The following is a 17,949-nucleotide window of genomic DNA, read 5'->3' as shown; positions in this document are numbered from 1 at the left end:
TCCTTTCATCCCTCTGCCCGCGTTCATTCAACATCAACTTTCTTAAGCAATGGTGGCGACAGGACGGTTTTCGGCGCCGGACCATCGTCGCCGCCGACCGGACTCAAAAGGAATTCGAAAGGAAAGAACCGATGTCGCAGAATGCGCCGATCGGAATACGGCTCCCGCAGAGACCCGCGCCCCATGGCACCCGCTTCCTGCGCACCGTTGTCGCGCTGATCCTACGGGAGGTCGAAACCCGGTATTCGCGGGTCTTCGGCGGCTATCTCTGGACCGTGGCCGAACCGATCGCCGCGATCGGTTTCCTGACGCTGGTCTTCTCCATGATCGCGCGCCACCCGGCCCTCGGCACCAGCTTTCCGCTCTTCCATGCCACGGGCTTCCTGCCGTTTTCCGTCTTCCTCGCGATCTCGAACGACCTGGCGCGGGCGGTCCGGTTCTCCCGCCCGCTGCTGCACTATCCGGCGATCTCCTTCGTGGATGCGCTGGCGGCCCGGCTCGTGCTCAATCTGGTCACCCAGGGGCTCGTCACCGTTCTGGTCCTCGTCATGATCGTCAGCATCTGGGACATCCCGCTCATCCTCGACTGGTCCGGCCTGATGCTCGGCATGGCGATGGCGGTCGCCTTTGGCTGTGCGGTGGGCGTCGTGAACTGCTACCTGTTTCTCGCCGCGCCAATCTGGGAAACCCTCTGGTCGATCCTGACGCGCCCGCTCCTGATCGTCTCCGGCGTGATCTTCCTGCCGGAGAGCCTTCCGGAACAGGTCCGGAGCCTCCTCATGTTCAACCCGCTGTGCAGCATCGTCGCCGTGTTCCGCACGGGCATCTACGCCACCTATGACGCGCCCGCGGCCCTGCCGGGCTTCGTCCTGTTCCTGTCCCTGGGGCTGGGCGTGCTCGGCTTCCTGCTTCTGAGCCGAAACTACAAGAGCCTGCTGCTGCGCTGAATCAGGACGCGGCAGCCCATATTTCAGGAGACCGGCTTTCCATGAGACCCGCCCAACGGATGAAAAACGCCCTTCGCTTCGTGATCGCAACCTCCGAAGAACGCGCCTATGCCCGCGAGTTGCGCGCCAGCGGGCTTTTCGACCGCGCCTTCTACACCGGGACACTCCCGAGGCTGCACAGGCTCTACAAGATGGACCCGGAGCGGCATTACGTGATCTACGGGGAGCCGCTGGGGCTGCGGCCGAACGGGGCCTTCTCCCCGGCGGCCTATCTCAAGCACAATCCGGACGTCGCACGGGCGCGGGAGCGGCCGTTCCGACATTACATCCGGTCGGGCCGGCACGAATGCCGCGTGACCTGCGACCTGGCCTCCGCGGAGATCGAAGCCGGGGCGGAGTTTCCGGTCCTGCGTGTCGATCCCGAACGGCCAAAGGCGCGTTTCGCGGTCGTGGTGCATCTTTTCTACATCGAGATGTGGGAGGAAATCGCCGCCCATCTCGCCCGCCAGCGATTCGCCTTCGATCTCTTCGTCTCCTATGTGAAACTCAAATCTCACGAGACCGATCCCCGCGATCTCGTGCTGGCGCGGTTTCCTGAGGCGACGGTGCATGCGGTGCCCAATCACGGCCGCGACATCTATCCGTTCCTGCATTTCGCGAATGCCGGGCTGCTCGACGGATACGAGGCGATCTGCAAGCTGCATACGAAGAAGAGCCCCCACCGCGTCGACGGCGACACATGGCGGCAGGCCCTGATTTCCGGTATCCTCGGCGATCCTGTTCGGACGCGGCGGCGTCTCGAGCGGTTCGTGCGGGCCATGGACACCGGCTTCTGGGTCGCGGACGGGCAACGCTTCGGCGGCGCGCAATGGTGGGGCTCCAATGTCGAACGGACGAGATCCCTGCTCGACCGGATCGAGGTGCCCATGGACGTCCGGACCCTCGCCTTTCCCGCCGGTTCGATCTACTGGCTCAAGCCGACCGTGCTCCGCCTTCTCAAGGGACTCGAACTCGGCCCCGCGGATTTCGAGCCGGAGGCGCAACAGCTCGACGGGACCACCGCGCATGCGGTCGAGCGGGCGCTGGGATACATGTGCCGGGCCGCCGGGCTGAGCATTCTCCAGGCGAGCGAACTCGACACGCAGGAGATCGCCCCGCCCCCGCCACGTCCCGCTTTCGTCACTGCCTTCTACCTGCCGCAATTCCACCCGGTTGCGGAAAACGATCTGTGGTGGGGGAAGGGATTTACCGAATGGAGCGGTGTGGCACGCGGCAGGCCCAACTTTCGCGGCCACAGGCAGCCGGTCCTGCCGACCGACCTGGGTTTCTACGACCTGCGCGTGACCGAGGTGATGGCGGAACAGGCCAGGATGGCGGCCTCTGCCGGCATCGACGCGTTCTGCGTCTACCATTACTGGTTTGACGGCCGCAGATTGCTCGAACAGCCGCTCGACCGGCTCCTCGAACGCCCGGAGATCGACTTTCCCTTCTACCTGTGCTGGGCAAACGAGAGCTGGCGGCGCAACTGGGACGGGCTGAGCGGCGAAGTGCTGATGCCGCAGAGCTATGCGCCAGGCTTTGCCGCCGCCTGCGCCCGCGACGTGGCCAGATACATGCACGATCCGCGATACCAGCGGGTCGACGGGACGCGGCCGCGGTTCGTGATCTACAGGCCGGACGACATGCCCCGGCCGGAGGCAGCCGTGGAGGAGATGCGCCGAACCTGGCGCGAGGAGGGTCTCGGTGAGGTGGAACTCGGCGCGGTGCTGTTCCACGTGGAAGGGGAAAGCCCGGTGCCCGAGGGGCTGTTCGACTTCTGGGTCGAAATGCCGCCGCACGGGCTGGTCGGGCGCGAGGCCTATCTCTGCGGCGGTCCCGGCGGCAACCGGATGCACGCCGCGGTGACGCCCGGTTTCCGGGGGCTCGCCTATGATTATACGAGTGTCGCGCGGCGCTCGGTCTCCGCGGATTACATGAAGGCGCTGCCACGGAACACGATCGCCGGGGTCATGCCGTCCTGGGACAACACCGCCCGCCGCGGGACAGCGGCCCATATCGCCTACGGCGCGAATCCCGGCACCTTCCGGGCCTGGCTGAGCGCGCTCTCGCGGACCCGCCTGACGCGATCCTACCGAGGCGAGCTCTGGATCAACGCCTGGAACGAGTGGGCGGAAAAGGCGATGCTGGAGCCGTGCCAGCAATATGGATCATCGGCTCTCGAGGTGCTGGCGGAATTCTGCGCGGCGCCGGAAAGCGCCGGCTCCTGAATGCCCCGCCTCATCCTCCATATCGGCACGCACAAGACCGCGACGACGCATATCCAGGACACGTTTCACAAGAACCGCCGCCTGCTGCGCCGCCACGGTCTCCTTTATCCCGCGATCGGGGCGCAACGGGGGCATCACGGACTCGCCTCCGCCTGGATTCCGCTGAACCGGACCTACGCCTATCGGGACCCGGCCCGCGCCTGGGCAAGGTTGCAGCATTGCCCGGACCGGAAGATCCGGGAAAGCGATACGATCTTCGTCAGTTCGGAGGAATTTTCCCGCTGGGCTCCGCATCGCGTCGACATGGCGCATCTGCGCAGGATGGTGTCGCATTTCGACGAGGTGCGGGTGATTTGCGTCCTGCGTAATCAGGCGGCCTTCATCCAGTCCGTGTACCAGCAGGTCTCGGAGGACCGCAATCCCGGCCCGATCGAACCCTATCTCGCCAGAACGCTGGAAAACGATCTGGTCGAGGGGCTGTTCACCGATTATCGCCGCCTCCTGAAGCATCTCTACAGCGGTTTCGATCCGGGGGAAATCCGCCTGCTGAGCTACGAACGGGCATGCGGCCATGCGCATGGCATCCTCGGCGCGGTTCTGGAGGAGGTCGCGCAGGGGGTCGATCCCGCGGACCTCCTGCCCTTCGGCGCGCAGAATTCCAACATGTCGCCGGAACCGCTCGCGACGCTCTGCGCCAATCTCGTCGCGACGGAGCGCAAGGCGCCGCCATGGCTGCTGCGCGCGGCGCGCCTCTCCGTCGAGGGCCGGTTCGGGCCGGCACGGCGCACGACACTTTTCACCGAGGCGGAGATCGCGCGGATCGCGGCGCATTACGAACCGCTCAACCGGGCGCTCGAGAGGACTGTGCGCCCGGTGCAGCCGCGGTTCCGCATGCCGGAGATCAGCGCGGCGCTCGCCGGCCGCGTCACGCGCGAGGAGATGGACGCCGCCCTATTCATGACGCTCGCGCGACATCTTGTGGCGGACCAGCAAAGGGAGTGAACTCCATGGCCCATCTTCTCCTGCATATCGGCGCGCACAAGACCGGGACCACCTATGTCCAGCGGACGCTGTTTCGCAACCGGGCACGGCTGGCGGAGGCGGGGGTGTTCTATCCCGATCTCGGTCCGAATCCGGCGCATCACGTGCTGACGGCGAAATGGATCCCCGATCCGGCTTTCGCGCGCTGCCTGGCCGGGGCGGGCGGCATCGACGCGCTGTGGCACCGGGTCGTGACCGGATATGCCGATCGGGAGGGCACGCTGATCCTGTCGGGAGAGCCGTTCAGTCGGCTGGCTCCGGCGCGGGTCGATTTCGCGGAGCTTGCAGAGATGGTCAGGCCCTTCGCCTCGGTCCGGCTGGTCTATGTCGTCCGCGACCAGGTCGGGTTGATCCAGTCCGTCTGGCAGCAGGTGGTGAAATCCGGTCGCATGCCCAATCTCGCGAATTTCGTCGATCATGCCATCGCGGAAGGGCTGGCTTCCGGCGTTCCCGTCGATCACGGGCTGGTTCTCGATCAGGTGACGCGGGGCTTTGCCCCGGAACGGATCACCTTCCTCGACTATCGGAGCGCCCGTCGCCATCCGGGCGGGGTGCTCGCGGCAATCCTCGCGGCGGCCGGGCTGGACGGGCTGTGCGACGGGCTCGAGGCGCCTCCGCCCGGCGATCGCAACAGCTCGCCACCGCCCCTGGCCCATGCGCTCGCTGCACGGATTGCGCGACCGGGACCCGCGACACCGCGGCTCATCGACACCGTGGAGCGGGTGCTCGCAGATCACTTCGGCGCCCGACCGCGGTCGGCGCTCACCCTGTCCCAGATCGCGGCCATCCGGGAGGGCTTCGCCGGTCGGAATGCCGCGCTGGCACAGCGGATCCGCGCGGTCCAGCCGGACTTCGCGCTCTCCCCCGATCCGGTCGAGACGGAGGAGCTGGTGACACCGCACCATGTCGCAGCACCGGTCGCGCTCGACATCGCCCGCGCCCTCTATCGGGCGAAACCGCCGCCTGTCCGATAAAATTGGAGGATCTTGCCGCGATCTCGCCCGATTTGATGAAAGGATCGTTAAATCCCTGACGCCATCCTGCCTGTGTGGGATACAGGAGGGTGGCATGGGCGCCTTGTCGGTGATCGAGACGATCTTTGCGGAGGATGCGGTTTTTCTCAGCCAGGTGACGACGGTGGTCTGCTCCGCCGACGGCACGATCCGGCTTTACGATGCCGCGTCGGGGACATATGCGACAGGCACGATCCGGGAGGGATCGCCGCTTGTCTTCTCCGCGGGAAACATGGCGGACGGCAACGCCGCGATCCTGCCGATCGGCGGCTCGGATCATGTGCTTTCCGACGCGGCGATCCTGACGCTTTCCGAGGGTTCGGCGGGCGGATCGCAAAGCGTGCAGTTGAACCTATCGCCCTCTCACGCGAACCGGGCGGAGATCTGCACCTTCGAGGTGGGCGGGACGACCTATGTGGCCGCGGCCCTCTCCGCGGGCTCTGGGCTGTCGGTCTTCGCGCTCGACGGGGACGGAAGGCCGGGCGCGCCCGTACATGTCGAAGACGGGGTGGATCTGCATCTCGACCGGATCAGCGCGATTTGCGCGGTCGACACGGGCGGAAAGACCTATGTCGTCGCGGCCTCCGCGACGGAGCACGGGCTGACGGCGATGGACGTTTCCGACGACGGCCGCCTGCGCGTGACCGACAGCTATGGCGCGGCAGACGGCCTGCCGGTCGCGACGCCCACGGCCATGGCGACGCTCACCATCGAGGGCCGCGCGTTCGTCTTTCTCGCCGCCGCGGACAGCGGGTCCGTCACCGTGCTCGAGCTGACCGAGGAGGGCGAACTCCTCGCGCGCGATCAGGTGAACGATTCCCTGCACACGCGCTTCGGCGGCGCGGCGGCACTCGACGCCATCACCTATGCCGGAACCTCCTACCTCGCCGCAGCAGGCAACGATGGCGGCGTCACCCTGTTCAAGATCCTTCCTGACGGCTCTCTGGTGGTGTGGGACAGCTTCATAGACACGGACCAGACGGCGCTCCGAAACGTCTCCCACCTGAATTTCGTCGAGACGGAAACCGGTCTGGACCTGATTGCGATATCGACGGGCGACACGGGGTTGACCCGGCTGGCCGTGGATCTGCACGATCAGGGGCAGGTGTCGACCGGCGGCACCGGAACGGCAAGGGCGGACGTGATCTTCGCGACCGCGGGCGGCGGTACGGTGCAGGCCGGGGGTGGTAACGACATTCTCGTCGACGGACCCGGCGTGGACGTCCTCGTCGGCGGCAGCGGCGCGGATCTGTTTCAACTCCGACCGGACGGAAAGACGGACCGTATTTCGGATTTCGACTACCGGCAGGACCGCATCGACCTGTCCCACTATCCGTTGAGCGGAACAGTGGCCAGCGTCGGGATCGAGATGACGGCCGAGGGGTTTGTCCTGACCCTCGGCGACGAAGAGCTGCATGTCACGACACATGACGGGATGCAGGTTCCGGCCGCCGCCTTTGTCGACGCGCTCCTGTTCAATGCCGACCATGTCACACTCGAACCGAGACACGCAGGTGCCGGACGCCAGATCACGGAGGGCGGCGCGGGCCACGACCGGCTCCAGGGCACGGCTTCGGCCGATTTCCTCTATGGTCACGGGGGCGACGACATCTTTATCTCGACGCGCGGCAACGACCACATGGACGGCGGCGAGGGGTTGGATACGGTGGATTACAGCCTCGCGACGACAGCGGTGGTGATCAACCTGGAAAACCAGGCACTGAATGCCGGTGCGGCGGCGGGACACCGGCTGGTCTCGGTCGAGAACGTGATCGGTACGACCCTTGACGACACGATCCGGGGCGATCAAGCGAACAACATCCTCAAAGGCTACAGTGGCGACGACGTGCTGGCGGGCGGCGCCGGAGACGACATCCTGTTCGGCGGCATGGGCGCGGATGTTCTCGACGGAGGATCGGGTATCGACACGGCGAGCTATGAGGAGTTCACGACGGATCTCGTGCTGAACCTCGCGACTCCCGCCGAGAATGTCGGCGAGGGCGCCGCCGGCGACCGCTATATCAGCATCGAGAACCTGACCAGCGGGGACGGAAACGATATCGTCTATGGCGATGACGGGGACAACCATCTCTACACGCGTCTCGGCAACGACGTGATCTATGCCGGAGCCGGGGACGATGTCGTGGTGGCCAGCCGGGGAAACGACATAGTGTATGGCGGGCCGGGCAATGACGTCCTGAACGGCGGATACGGAAGGGATTTCCTCTACGGGGAGAGCGGGAATGACCGGCTCATGGGCGAAGACGGCGACGATACGCTCATCAACGAGGAGGGCGTGGGCTGGCTGATCGCCGGGCCGGGTGATGACTTCCTCATGGATGGCAAGGGCAACAGCGTTCTCGCGGGCAACCAGGGGAACGATCGCCTGATCGGGGGCGGCGGCGCGGACACGCTCCTTGGGGACGATGGAAACGACGTCCTCAACGGAGGCAATGGCCCAGACCGGCTCACCGGGGGCGCGGGACAGGATTATCTCGTCGGCGGGGGCGGGGCCGATATCTTCGTATTCCGGAAGGGGATGGAGACGGATCGCGTGGCGGATTTCACGCCCGGCGAGGACCGACTCTTCATCGAGGCGCAGCTGCTCGACGGGGTCACGACGCCGGACCAGATCGTCGCCCGCTACGCGGCGGTCGGCGCCGGCAGGACTCTGATCGATTTCGGCAACGGCGACATCATCATTCTCGAAGGCGTGAGGGATCTCGGCGGCCTCGCCGACAGCATGCTCATCGTGTTCGACTAGGGCACGTACTCAATAAGTGGATTTCCGTTTGTAGGGTGTTGTGATTCACTTCTGCCAAAAGCGGGAGGGTTTCATGGCGCGGTACGATCTGAGCGACGAGGAGTGGCAACTGGTGGAGCCGCTCATTCCGAAGCCTGGCAAGGGCAAGCGTCGGGTTGATGACCGGCGGGTGGTGAACGGGATATTTCACGTGCTGCGGACTGGCGCACCTTGGCGCGATCTGCCGGAGCGATATGGCCCATACACGACCGTCTACAACCGGTTCAACCGCTGGGCCAAGCGCGGTATCTGGCTGAAAGTGTTCGAGGAACTGGCACAACGATCGCCGCAGTCGCTGCAGTTGATCGACAGTTCCATCGTCCGCGCCCATCAGCACGCCGCAGGTGGAAAAAAGGGGGCGAGGCTCACGCCATCGGCCGTTCTCGTGGCGGACTGAGCACCAAGATCCACGCCGTGGTCGATCAGGACGGCTTGCCGGTCCGGCTGCACATTACGGCCGGACAGGCCTCCGACAAGACGGTGGCTCCGTTGCTCTTGGACGACCTGCCCCCCGGCATCGTCGTCGCAGACCGAGGATACGACAGCCTGGCCTTGGTAAAGCGCGTGGCGGCGCGGGGTGGCGAAGCACATATCCCGACCCAGAGCCGCGTCCGCCTGCAACGCAGCGTCCCGCCCGATCTCTACCGCCGCCGCAATCTCGTTGAACGATACTTCTGCAAAATCAAACAGTTTCGCCGCATCGCCACACGCTTCGAAAAGCATGCGGTCAACTTCCTCGCAGCAGTCGCCCTCGCCTCAACAAGGATCTGGTTGCGATCAATTGAGTCCGCGCCCTAGCCGGCTCGACGGCGGTCTTTACGGAAGCGGATCGGACAGCATCGCGCGCAGCATGTTGTGCGCGCGGCTCGTCCATTGCTCGGGAGCGAAATGCCTGTGCCAGGCCCGGCCCGCCTCTGCCCGGTGATCGGGAAATTCCCGCAGAGGGGCCCAGAGGTTTTCGATCCGACGCGCCGCCTCTTGGGGCCGCCCGGCCGGCAGGGCGGTCGCGAAGGGATGGGTCGCAAGAAAGATGCGGTTGCCGTGGATGTCGCTCAACGCAAGGGGCAGACCCGCCTGGAAAGCCTCATGCACGCCGATGGACATCCCTTCGTAGCGCGAGGTGGAGAGGTAGAGATCCGCTCGGTCGAGCGCCGCTCCGACGTCGGACACCGCACCATGGAAGCCGACGGAGGAGATCGAGGCACCCAGGACTCGCCGGAAGGCGCGAACCAGCCGGGGCGAGTCCGTACCGCTGCCGTAGAGATCCAGCCGCCAGGGGACGCGCAACGCAGCCACCAGATGTGCGGCGGCCACGAGGTTCTTCTGATATCCCGGACGCGTCGTCATGATCAGCCGCAGCGGCGTCCCCGAAGCGGGGCGCGGCGCCGGGGCGGGCGCGAGGCGACGGTGGGAGGTGGTGCCGAGGATGTGCAACGCGTGGCGCTCCGTCACCCGGCCGAGCATCCGACGGTAGAGCGCCGCGTCCCCCTCCGTCAGGAGGTGGATGTGATGCGGCTGCGTGTGGCGCAGATGGCGCGCCTCGACACGCAGGGACAGCAGGCGGAGCATCCGGCGGTGTCCGGGGTCGAAGGGCAGGCCGTGCAGGCTGACCGCAAGACGTGTTTGCACCGGGGGCGTACCGGAAAACAGTTCGCGGCACAGATGCACGGCCGCACGCGCATGCGCCCAGACCAGATCGGGGCGTTCGTCGGCGATGGTCCGCGCCAGGTTGCGGCGCGCCTTGCCGTAGGTCAGCGGGTTGAACGAGCTCGCCAGCCCCTCCAGCGCCACATGACGCACGCCAAGGGCGGGCAGGCGGGAATATCCGCCGCGATCCGCCTCGGAAACCACGACGCATTCGACCTCCGGCCCGAGCGCCTCGACCATGCCGAGGATGAAGGCCGGTACGCCGGAGGGCTGCCCAGAGCCGCCGATCATGAGGATTTTCGGACGCTCAGACACGGTTCAGCCCCACGGCCGACAGGAAGCCGATCTGCGACAGCATGCCCTGTCGCCGGACGGGCAGACGCACCATCGCCAGAACCCGCTCCGGAGCGCCACGCCGGCCGCGGGCGCTTTCGAACGCTGCCAGAAGCGCGCGGTTCTCCGGCGTCAGCCGCTCTTCAAGACATGCGAGGGCGGCGCAATGCCGATCGAGTCGCTCACGATAGGCACCGCCCAGAACGCGCAGCCGGTTGCCGAACCAGCGTCCACCGCGCTCGCCCGCGCCGAGCAGGTTGGCCTCGTGCTGGCGATAGTCGAGAACCGGAACGGGATCGTGCAGGACGGTGCCGCCAACCCCGGTGATCAACTGGTAGAGCCACCAGTCATGGGCGAAGACATCCCTCCCCAAATCGGCGGTCTCCCGTGCGAGGCGGAGCGCCGCGCGGTTCATCACGATCGTGTTGCCCGGCGCGATATTCTCAACCAGCGCATTCGCGAAAGAGGGCGGGTGGCGGTAGAGCCGCGACACGGCGGTGACACCTCCCGCGGTGAGGATGTTGCGGCGTGCGCAATAGAGCGCGGGACCGTCCGGCGCGTCAGAGAGGGCGCGCACCGCGCGTGCAAGCTTGGTCGGGTGCCAGATGTCATCCTGATCCGACAGGGCGGCCGCATCGCAATCATCGGGAAGGTCGCACAGCCCGGAAAGGAAATTGGACACGAATCCGGCGGACCGGACGGATCTGTAGACGATCCGGGCATCACCCCCGATCTCTTTCCGAAGCCTCCCGGTCTCCGGCGCGGGCGGGCCGTCGTCCCGGAGCAGGAGCATCCAGTCGCCGTGGCTCTGGTTCCGGATGGAGGCGATCTGGGCGGCGATGTAAGGAAAGGGAGCGTGCAGTCCCAGGACGATCCCGACCTTCACTCTCGCCTCCCCGTCCCTGCCTGGCCGTCCCCCCGGACCGCCCCTGTCACGCGTCCAGGTTCTCCACGTTCAGCGCATTGTCCTGGATGAATTCGCGGCGCGGTTCGACGACGTCGCCCATGAGCTTGGTAAAGATATCGTCCGCCTCTTGGAAATCCTCGATCTTCACCTGGAGGAGCGTGCGCGCCTCCGGATCGAGCGTGGTTTCCCAGAGCTGATCGGGGTTCATCTCCCCGAGACCCTTGTACCGTTGCAGCGCGAGGCCCTTTTCCCCCTCGTCGAGGATCGCCTTCAAAAGCTCGCTCGGCCCGTGGATCAGCGTCTCGCGGTCCTTGCGTACCAGCCTGGAGGGGTCGTGATAGACGCCCTGGGTGGCCGCGACCTCCTGATGGATGCGCCGCGCCTCGCCTCCGCGCAGGATCGCGCCGTCGAGTGTGCGGACCTCCTCCACACCGCGCAGCACGCGGGTCAGGCGGATGCCGGCATCCTGGGTCGGACGCCCGGTCCAGCCGCGTTCGTATTCGAGCGCGATCATGTCGAGACGCCGCGCCACGGCCTCGGCGACGCCCGCGAGATCGGCATCGGCCCGACCCGGCTCGAAGGCACCGGCCAGCGCCGCCTGTTCGACGATGTGACGCGGGTAATGCGTCGGGAAATGCTCGAGAATGCGCTTGAAGGCGCGCGCGCCCTCGACCACGCGGGCCAGATCCTGCCCGGCGATTTCCTCGCCGGTTTTCAGCCGCAGCACCGCACCTTCGACTCCCTGCTGGATGAGGTAATCCTCCAGCGCGGCCTGGTCTTTCAGATAGACCTCGGACTTGCCGCGCGAGACCTTGTAGAGCGGCGGCTGGGCGATGAAGAGATGGCCCGCCTCGATCAGTTGCGGCATCTGGCGGAAGAAGAACGTCAGCAGGAGCGTGCGGATATGCGCGCCGTCCACGTCGGCGTCGGTCATGATGACGATCTTGTGGTAGCGCAGCTTGTCGAGATTGAACTCGTCGCGCCCGATCCCGGTGCCGAGCGCCATGACGAGATTGCCGATCTCCTGGGACGAGAGCATCCGGTCGAACCGCGCGCGTTCCACGTTGAGGATCTTCCCGCGCAGCGGCAGGATCGCCTGCGTGCGCCGGTCGCGTCCGGTCTGCGCGGAGCCGCCGGCGGAGTCGCCCTCCACAAGGAAGACTTCGGTCTGGGACGGGTCTTTCTCCGAACAATCCTTCAGCTTGCCGGCAAGGAAGTTCACGTCCATCGCGGTCTTCCGCCGGGTCAGTTCACGGGCTTTGCGCGCCGCCTCGCGTGCAAGCGCGGCTTCCACGATCTTGCCCACGATCATCCGCGCTTCGTTCGGGTTCTCGTCCATCCATTCGGTGAGCTTCTCGCCGACGAGGTTCTCGACCGCCGGGCGCACCTCGGAGGAGACGAGCTTGTCCTTCGTCTGCGAGGAGAATTTCGGATCGGGCACCTTCACGGACAGCACGCAGGTCAGGCCCTCGCGCGCGTCATCGCCGGTGAAGCTGACCTTCTCCTTCTTCGCGATCCCGCTTTCCATCGCGTATTTCGTAAGCGTCCGCGTCAGCGCGCCACGAAAGCCCGCGAGATGGGTGCCGCCATCGCGCTGCGGGATGTTGTTGGTGAAGGGCAGGACGTTCTCATGATAGCTGTCGTTCCACCACATCGCGACCTCGACCCCGATCCCGTCGCGTTCGCCGGAGACGAAGATCGGCTCGGGTATCATCGGGCTCTTGGAGCGGTCGAGATACTTGACGAATTCCTTGACCCCGCCTTCGTAGAACAGTTCGGTGCGCAGAGGCTCCGCCGGGCGTTCGTCCTCGAGGATGATGCGCACGCCGGAATTGAGGAAGGCGAGCTCGCGCAGGCGCTTCTCCAGCGTCTCGAAGGAATAGTCGAGGTTGGAAAAGGTGCCCTCTGGATCGCTCGTCTTCGCGGAGGCGAGAAAGCGCACTTCGGTGCCGGTCTCATCGCCCGCGTCGCCGACGACCGCCAGATGCTCCGCCGTCTCGCCCCTGACGAACTTCGCCTTGTGCACCTTGCCGTTGCGCCAGATCGTGAGCTCGAGCCATTCGGACAGCGCGTTCACGACCGAGACACCGACGCCGTGGAGGCCGCCCGAGACCTTGTAGGAGTTCTGGTCGAACTTGCCGCCCGCATGGAGCTGGGTCATGATGACCTCGGCCGCGGAAACCCCCTCCTCCTCGTGGATATCGGTCGGAATTCCGCGCCCGTTGTCGCGCACCGAGACGGAGTTGTCGGCGTGGATTTTCACGGAGACGAAGTCCGCGTGACCGGCCAGTGCCTCGTCGATGCCGTTGTCCACGACCTCATAGACCATATGGTGCAGGCCGGAGCCGTCGTCGGTATCGCCGATATACATGCCGGGACGTTTCCGGACGGCTTCCAAGCCCTTGAGAACCTTGATGGAACTGGCGCCGTATTCGGAGGGCTGCTGCGCAGGATCGGACATGCGGAATTCCTTGTTTTTCGTTGCGCTTTTTATACGCGAGCAAGGGGCGGATGTCACGTCCGCGACACAAGATTTTGCGGCGCGCGCGGCTACGTGAACGGGATGATGAGGGCAACGAGGATGAGCAGGCTGCCGGCAGAGACGTTCATGCGCCTCAGCGCCTGCGGCGAGGACATGATCCGCCGCAGTCCGCCCACCGAGGCGCCGAGGATCAGGTTCCCGAGGAGCGGGATCAGCGCGGACACGGTACAGATCGCGAGGATATCCGGCACGCCAAGCGTCGAGAGATCGAAGAAGCCGGGCAGGAACCCCATGTAGAACAGGATCGCCTTCGGATTGCCGAGGATCGCGACGAGTCCGGCGACGAACCCCGCCCACATGCCGGGCCGGGTGAGCCGGCTGTCTGCGGCGATCTTCTTGTCGGCGTGGCGGATGAGCAGGATCCCCATCGCGAGGAACATCGCCACGGCAACCCAGCGCAGAAAGGTCAGGAATCCGGTGAATTCCGACACGATCCAGGAGACGCCGAGGATCGCGAGCAGCGACCAGAGCACGTCCCCGATCACCACGCCGAGCGCGAGCGGCCAGGCGGCGTTGAACCCGCCGGACAGCGCGCGTGCGAGCATGGCGAGCCAGACCGGGCCGGGGGTAATGAAGAGGATCAGGAGCGCAAAGGCGTAGAGCCCGAGATCGACGGCGGTGATGGTCATCTGTACTCCCTGACACTCGAGACACCCTGGTCCTCGTGCACTTCGTATGAGGCGGCGCGCGCACCCAGTTCGGCGAAGAGTTCCGGCCCGGTGCCGGTCATGAACGCCTGTGCGCCAAGGGCGCAGATCTCGTCATAGAGCGCGGCGCGGCGGTCCGCGTCAAGATGAGCGGCCACCTCGTCGAGGAGGTAAATCGGCGCTGCGCCGAAATCCTCGGCCAGCGCGCGGCCGTTGGCAAGGATGAGCGAGATCAGGAGCGCCTTTTGCTCGCCCGTCGAACATTGGTCGGCGGGCACGCCTTTGGTGGTATAGACCGCCCCGAGATCGGCGCGGTGCGGCCCGACGAGGGTGCGCCCGGCGGCAAGGTCGCGCGGCCGGGTGTCGCGCAGGGCCGCAATGAGATCCACCTCCCCCTCCGGCAGGGGCATGTCGTCTGAAGACCGCAGCGCGAGGGCCGCGGCGGGAAATGCGGTCTCTGCCCCCGCCTGAGCCCGCTCGAGCCGGTCGAGCGCGGAAAGCCGGTTCGCCATGATCGCCGCGGCGTGCCCGGCCATCTGGGCCTCGAGCGCATCATACCAATGCGCGTCGCGCACCATGTCCTTCAACAGCCTGTTGCGCTCCCGCATCGCCTTTTCATAGGCCAGAACCGCCTCGGCATGGGTCGGCTCAAAGCTCATCACCATCCGGTCGAGAAAGCGCCGGCGCCCCTCCGCCCCCTCGATCCAGAGCCGGTCCATCGAGGGCACGAGCCAGACCACGCGGGCGATCCGGCCCAGCGCGACCTGTGGCGCCACCTTGCCATCGATGCGCACGGAGCGCGACTGGCCGGGCTCGGCCCAGGTTTCGAGTTCGTGGCGCTGATGCAGGGATATGAGGTCCGCGCGGATCTTCCAGCCGAGATTTTCCGGCTTACGCGCGATCTCGTCCGGCGCGGCGCGGCGCAGCCCGCGGCCCGGCGAGAGGAGCGAAACAGCCTCGAGGATATTGGTCTTTCCCGCCCCGTTCGGCCCCCAGATGGCCACAGGCCGCCCGTCCAGCTCGAGACGCGCGGCCTTGTGGGAGCGGAAATGCGACAGGCTCAGTTCTTCGAGGAACAGCCTGCCCATCACGCCGCTCTGATCTTTTTGCTGCCGGAAATACTCACACCCGCATCGGCATCACGACATAGACTGCGGAGGTGTCGTTGCCCTCGCGCATCAGCGTCGGATCGCCGGAGGAGTTGAACAGGAAGACGGCGTTCTCGCGATCGACCTGCGAGGCGATCTCCAGGAGGTATTTCGCGTTGAACCCGATCTCCAGGCGTTCATCGCTATAGGCAACCGCAAGCTCCTCCTCCGCGGCGCCGCTGTCGGGCGCGTTCACGGAAAGCGTCAGCCTGTCGTCCTCGAGCGTCAGCTTCACCGCGCGGGAGCGCTCGGAAGAGACCGTGGCCACGCGGTCCACGGCCTTCGCGAATTCGGCGGCGTCGACTTCGAGCTTGCGCGAATTGCCCATCGGGATGACGCGCGTGTAATCGGGGAAGGTGCCGTCGATCACTTTCGAGGTAAGCGTGATCTCGGGGGTGGCGAAGCGCACCTTCGCCTCGGACACGGAGACCGCGATCTGCATCTCGTCGTCATCGAGCAGCTTGCGCAGCTCGCCCACCGTCTTGCGCGGGACGATCACGCCCGGCATGTCATCCGCCTCGGGCGGCAGGGCGGCGTCGATCCGTGCGAGCCGGTGGCCGTCGGTCGCCACGCAACGCAGCACGCGGCCGTTTTCGCCCTCCGCAACATGCATGTAGACGCCGTTGAGGTAATAGCGCGTCTCCTCCGTCGAAATCGCGAATTTCGACTTGTCGAACAGGCGGCGCAGCACCGGCGCGGGTACGGCGAAATTGCTGTCGTACTCCGCCGAGGCCATCACCGGGAAATCTTCCTTGGGCAGCGTAGCAAGGGAGAAGTTCGACCGGCCCGCCTCGACCGTCAGGCGTCCCGTCGCGCTGTCGTCGGTGAGCTGGACCATGGCCCCGTCGGGCAGCTTGCGCACGATCTCGTGGAGCGTCACGGCGGACACGGTGGTCGCCCCGGCCCGTTCGACCATGGCCGAACATTTGTCGACGACCTCGATATCCAGGTCTGTGGCACGGAAGGAGACGGTGTCGCCCTCCGCCTCGATCAGCACATTGGCGAGGATCGGTATGGTGTTGCGGCGCTCGACCACGGATTGTGCCTGACCAACGGCTTTGAGAAGCGTGCCGCGTTCGATGCTGATTTTCATACCACCCTCGTGTCTCTCCTAGGCCGGGGCGACGACCGTAGACGATCCGCCGCCAGGCGCAAGAATTCTTTGTTCCCGGACTGTGTTGGCAACCGGCGCGGTCGTCAAGAGAGGCGCGCACCGCCGAGGGCTTTTGTCCCGGTGGTGCAGCGATTGGGACTCACGTTGCCTGCGGCGCCCGTCACGCCTCGAGCGCGCGGCGCAGCAGTTCTATGTCGTCGGCGATCTGGCTGTCGGTCCCCTTCAGTTCCTCGATCCGCCGCACGCCGTGCATCACGGTCGTATGGTCGCGTCCGCCGAAGCGGCGCCCGATCTCGGGCAGAGATCGCGATGTGAGCTGCTTGGCGAGATACATCGCCACCTGGCGCGGCCGCGCGATGGAGCGCACACGCTTCGGGCCGATCATGTCGGAGAGGCGGATCGCATAATGTTCGGCAACCTTGCGCTGGATTTCCTCCACCGTGACCTTGCGGTCGGACTGCTTGAGGATGTCGGACAGGCATTCCTGCGTCAGATCGAGCGTGATCTCGCGCCCGACGAGCGAGGCGAAGGCGAACAGGCGCATGAGCGCGCCCTCGAGCACGCGCACGTTGGTGGAGATGCGATGTGCGAGGAATTCGAGCACGCCTTCCGCAAAGCGGAGGTCGGGATATTGGGCGCGGTAAGTCTCCGCCTTGGTCTGGAGCACGCCGAGGCGCAGCTCGTAATCCGTCGGGTGCAGATCGACCACGAGGCCGCATTGCAGGCGGGAGCGGATGCGGTCCTCCATATCCTTGATTTCGCCCGGCGCACGGTCGGCGGAGATGATGATCTGCTTGCCCTGGTCGACGAGCGCGTTGAACGTGTGAAAGAATTCCTCCTGCGTCGAATCCTTGCCCGCGATGAACTGCACGTCGTCCACCATGAGCACGTCAACGGAGCGGAAGATCTGCTTGAAGTCGATCATCTGGCGGTCGCGCAGCGCCTGGACGAAGCGGTACATGAACTGTTCGGCCGACAGATAAAGCACCCGCAGTTCGGGACGGCGCTGGCGGATCTCGTGGGCGATCGCGTGCATCAGGTGGGTCTTGCCGAGGCCGACGCCGCCATAGAGAAACAGCGGGTTGAAGGTGACGGGCCCGCCCTCCGCGACGCGGCGCGCGGCGGCGTGGGCCAGTTCGTTGGGTTTTCCGACCACGAAGTTGTCGAAGGTGAAGCGCGGGTCGAGCGGCGCGCCGGGAAGATCCTCGCCCGCCGGTGCGGCGCCGGGGACCTCCGGCGTGGCGTCAACGGGCTGTGCCGACTTCGGTGCGGTGGCGACGGGAGCGGAGGAGCCGGAATGCGGCTCGACCCTGAATTCAACCCGCGAGGCCGGGACGTCGGCGCCCTTCAGATGCGTGAGAATCGTGTCGGAGAAATTGCGGGCCACCCAGTTGGCCATGAAATTGGTCCGAACGGAAAATTCAGCGACCCCGTTATCCACCCGTTTCAACTCGAGCGGCTCGATCCAGTTGGCAAAATTGTTCGGCCCCACGGACTCGAGCAACCTGTCTTTCACACGTCCCCACGTATCGTTGTTCAT

At 65.9% G+C, this 17,949-nt stretch carries 13 protein-coding genes; 6 read left to right on the top strand and 7 right to left on the bottom strand.

Features of this window, described 5'->3' with window-relative positions:
- Positions 1-131 precede the first annotated feature (131 nt).
- The 6 genes from P73_RS00070 (at position 132) to P73_RS24670 (ending at position 8,869) form a co-directional block, all read left to right on the top strand.
- A complete protein-coding gene (locus P73_RS00070) occupies positions 132-947 on the top strand; it encodes an ABC transporter permease (RefSeq protein WP_052452958.1) in 816 nt (271 codons plus the stop codon).
- A 41-nt stretch (positions 948-988) separates the two neighbouring features.
- On the top strand, positions 989-3,214 hold the full coding sequence (locus P73_RS00065; RefSeq protein ID WP_043867919.1) for a glycoside hydrolase family 99-like domain-containing protein: 2,226 nt from the start codon (positions 989-991) through the stop codon (positions 3,212-3,214).
- Positions 3,215-4,216 carry a hypothetical protein gene (locus tag P73_RS00060; protein WP_043867918.1) on the top strand — a complete coding sequence of 334 codons (1,002 nt, stop codon included), beginning with the start codon at positions 3,215-3,217 and terminating at the stop codon, positions 4,214-4,216.
- A gap of 5 nt (positions 4,217-4,221) precedes the next feature.
- Complete coding sequence (locus tag P73_RS24200; RefSeq protein WP_052452957.1) at positions 4,222-5,229, top strand: hypothetical protein; 1,008 nt, start codon at positions 4,222-4,224, stop codon at positions 5,227-5,229.
- Positions 5,230-5,323: 94 nt separating this feature from the next.
- Positions 5,324-8,032, top strand: coding sequence for a calcium-binding protein (locus P73_RS00050; protein ID WP_043867917.1), 2,709 nt, complete (start codon positions 5,324-5,326; stop codon positions 8,030-8,032).
- 73 nt (positions 8,033-8,105) lie between these two features.
- Positions 8,106-8,869 (top strand): IS5 family transposase gene (locus P73_RS24670; RefSeq protein ID WP_144401199.1). Its coding sequence is split into 2 segments (ribosomal slippage): positions 8,106-8,436 and positions 8,436-8,869, totalling 765 coding nucleotides; the frame shifts between segments, so codons are not numbered across the junction.
- Between the two features lie 18 nt (positions 8,870-8,887).
- On the opposite strand, the gene P73_RS00035 is transcribed toward P73_RS24670, so the two are convergent.
- The 7 genes from P73_RS00035 to dnaA form a co-directional block, all read right to left on the bottom strand.
- Entirely contained in the window at positions 8,888-10,009 is a 1,122-nt protein-coding gene (locus P73_RS00035; protein WP_043867915.1) for a glycosyltransferase, read from the bottom strand.
- Positions 10,010-10,025: 16 nt separating this feature from the next.
- The gene (locus tag P73_RS00030) at positions 10,026-10,937 is read right to left on the bottom strand and encodes a glycosyltransferase (protein ID WP_052452956.1); all 912 of its coding nucleotides are present in this window, start codon (positions 10,935-10,937) and stop codon (positions 10,026-10,028) included.
- Between the two features lie 46 nt (positions 10,938-10,983).
- Positions 10,984-13,419: a DNA topoisomerase (ATP-hydrolyzing) subunit B gene (gyrB, locus tag P73_RS00025; protein WP_043867914.1), complete on the bottom strand. Its 2,436-nt coding sequence runs from the start codon at positions 13,417-13,419 to the stop codon at positions 10,984-10,986.
- Between the two features lie 89 nt (positions 13,420-13,508).
- Positions 13,509-14,129 (bottom strand): LysE family translocator, encoded by a 621-nt coding sequence (locus P73_RS00020; protein ID WP_043867913.1) that lies wholly within the window; start codon positions 14,127-14,129, stop codon positions 13,509-13,511.
- Entirely contained in the window at positions 14,126-15,235 is a 1,110-nt protein-coding gene (recF, locus tag P73_RS00015) for a DNA replication/repair protein RecF (RefSeq protein WP_043867912.1), read from the bottom strand. The genes P73_RS00020 and recF overlap by 4 nt, the downstream gene beginning before the upstream one ends.
- 34 nt (positions 15,236-15,269) lie before the next feature.
- Positions 15,270-16,388, bottom strand: coding sequence for a DNA polymerase III subunit beta (gene dnaN, locus P73_RS00010; RefSeq protein ID WP_043867911.1), 1,119 nt, complete (start codon positions 16,386-16,388; stop codon positions 15,270-15,272).
- Between the two features lie 181 nt (positions 16,389-16,569).
- Positions 16,570-17,949 (bottom strand): chromosomal replication initiator protein DnaA, encoded by a 1,380-nt coding sequence (gene dnaA, locus P73_RS00005; RefSeq protein ID WP_043867910.1) that lies wholly within the window; start codon positions 17,947-17,949, stop codon positions 16,570-16,572.

This window comes from Celeribacter indicus (genome assembly GCF_000819565.1).
GTDB classification, from domain to species: Bacteria; Pseudomonadota; Alphaproteobacteria; order Rhodobacterales; family Rhodobacteraceae; genus Celeribacter; species Celeribacter indicus.
This window is presented reverse-complemented; position numbering and strand designations above follow the sequence as displayed.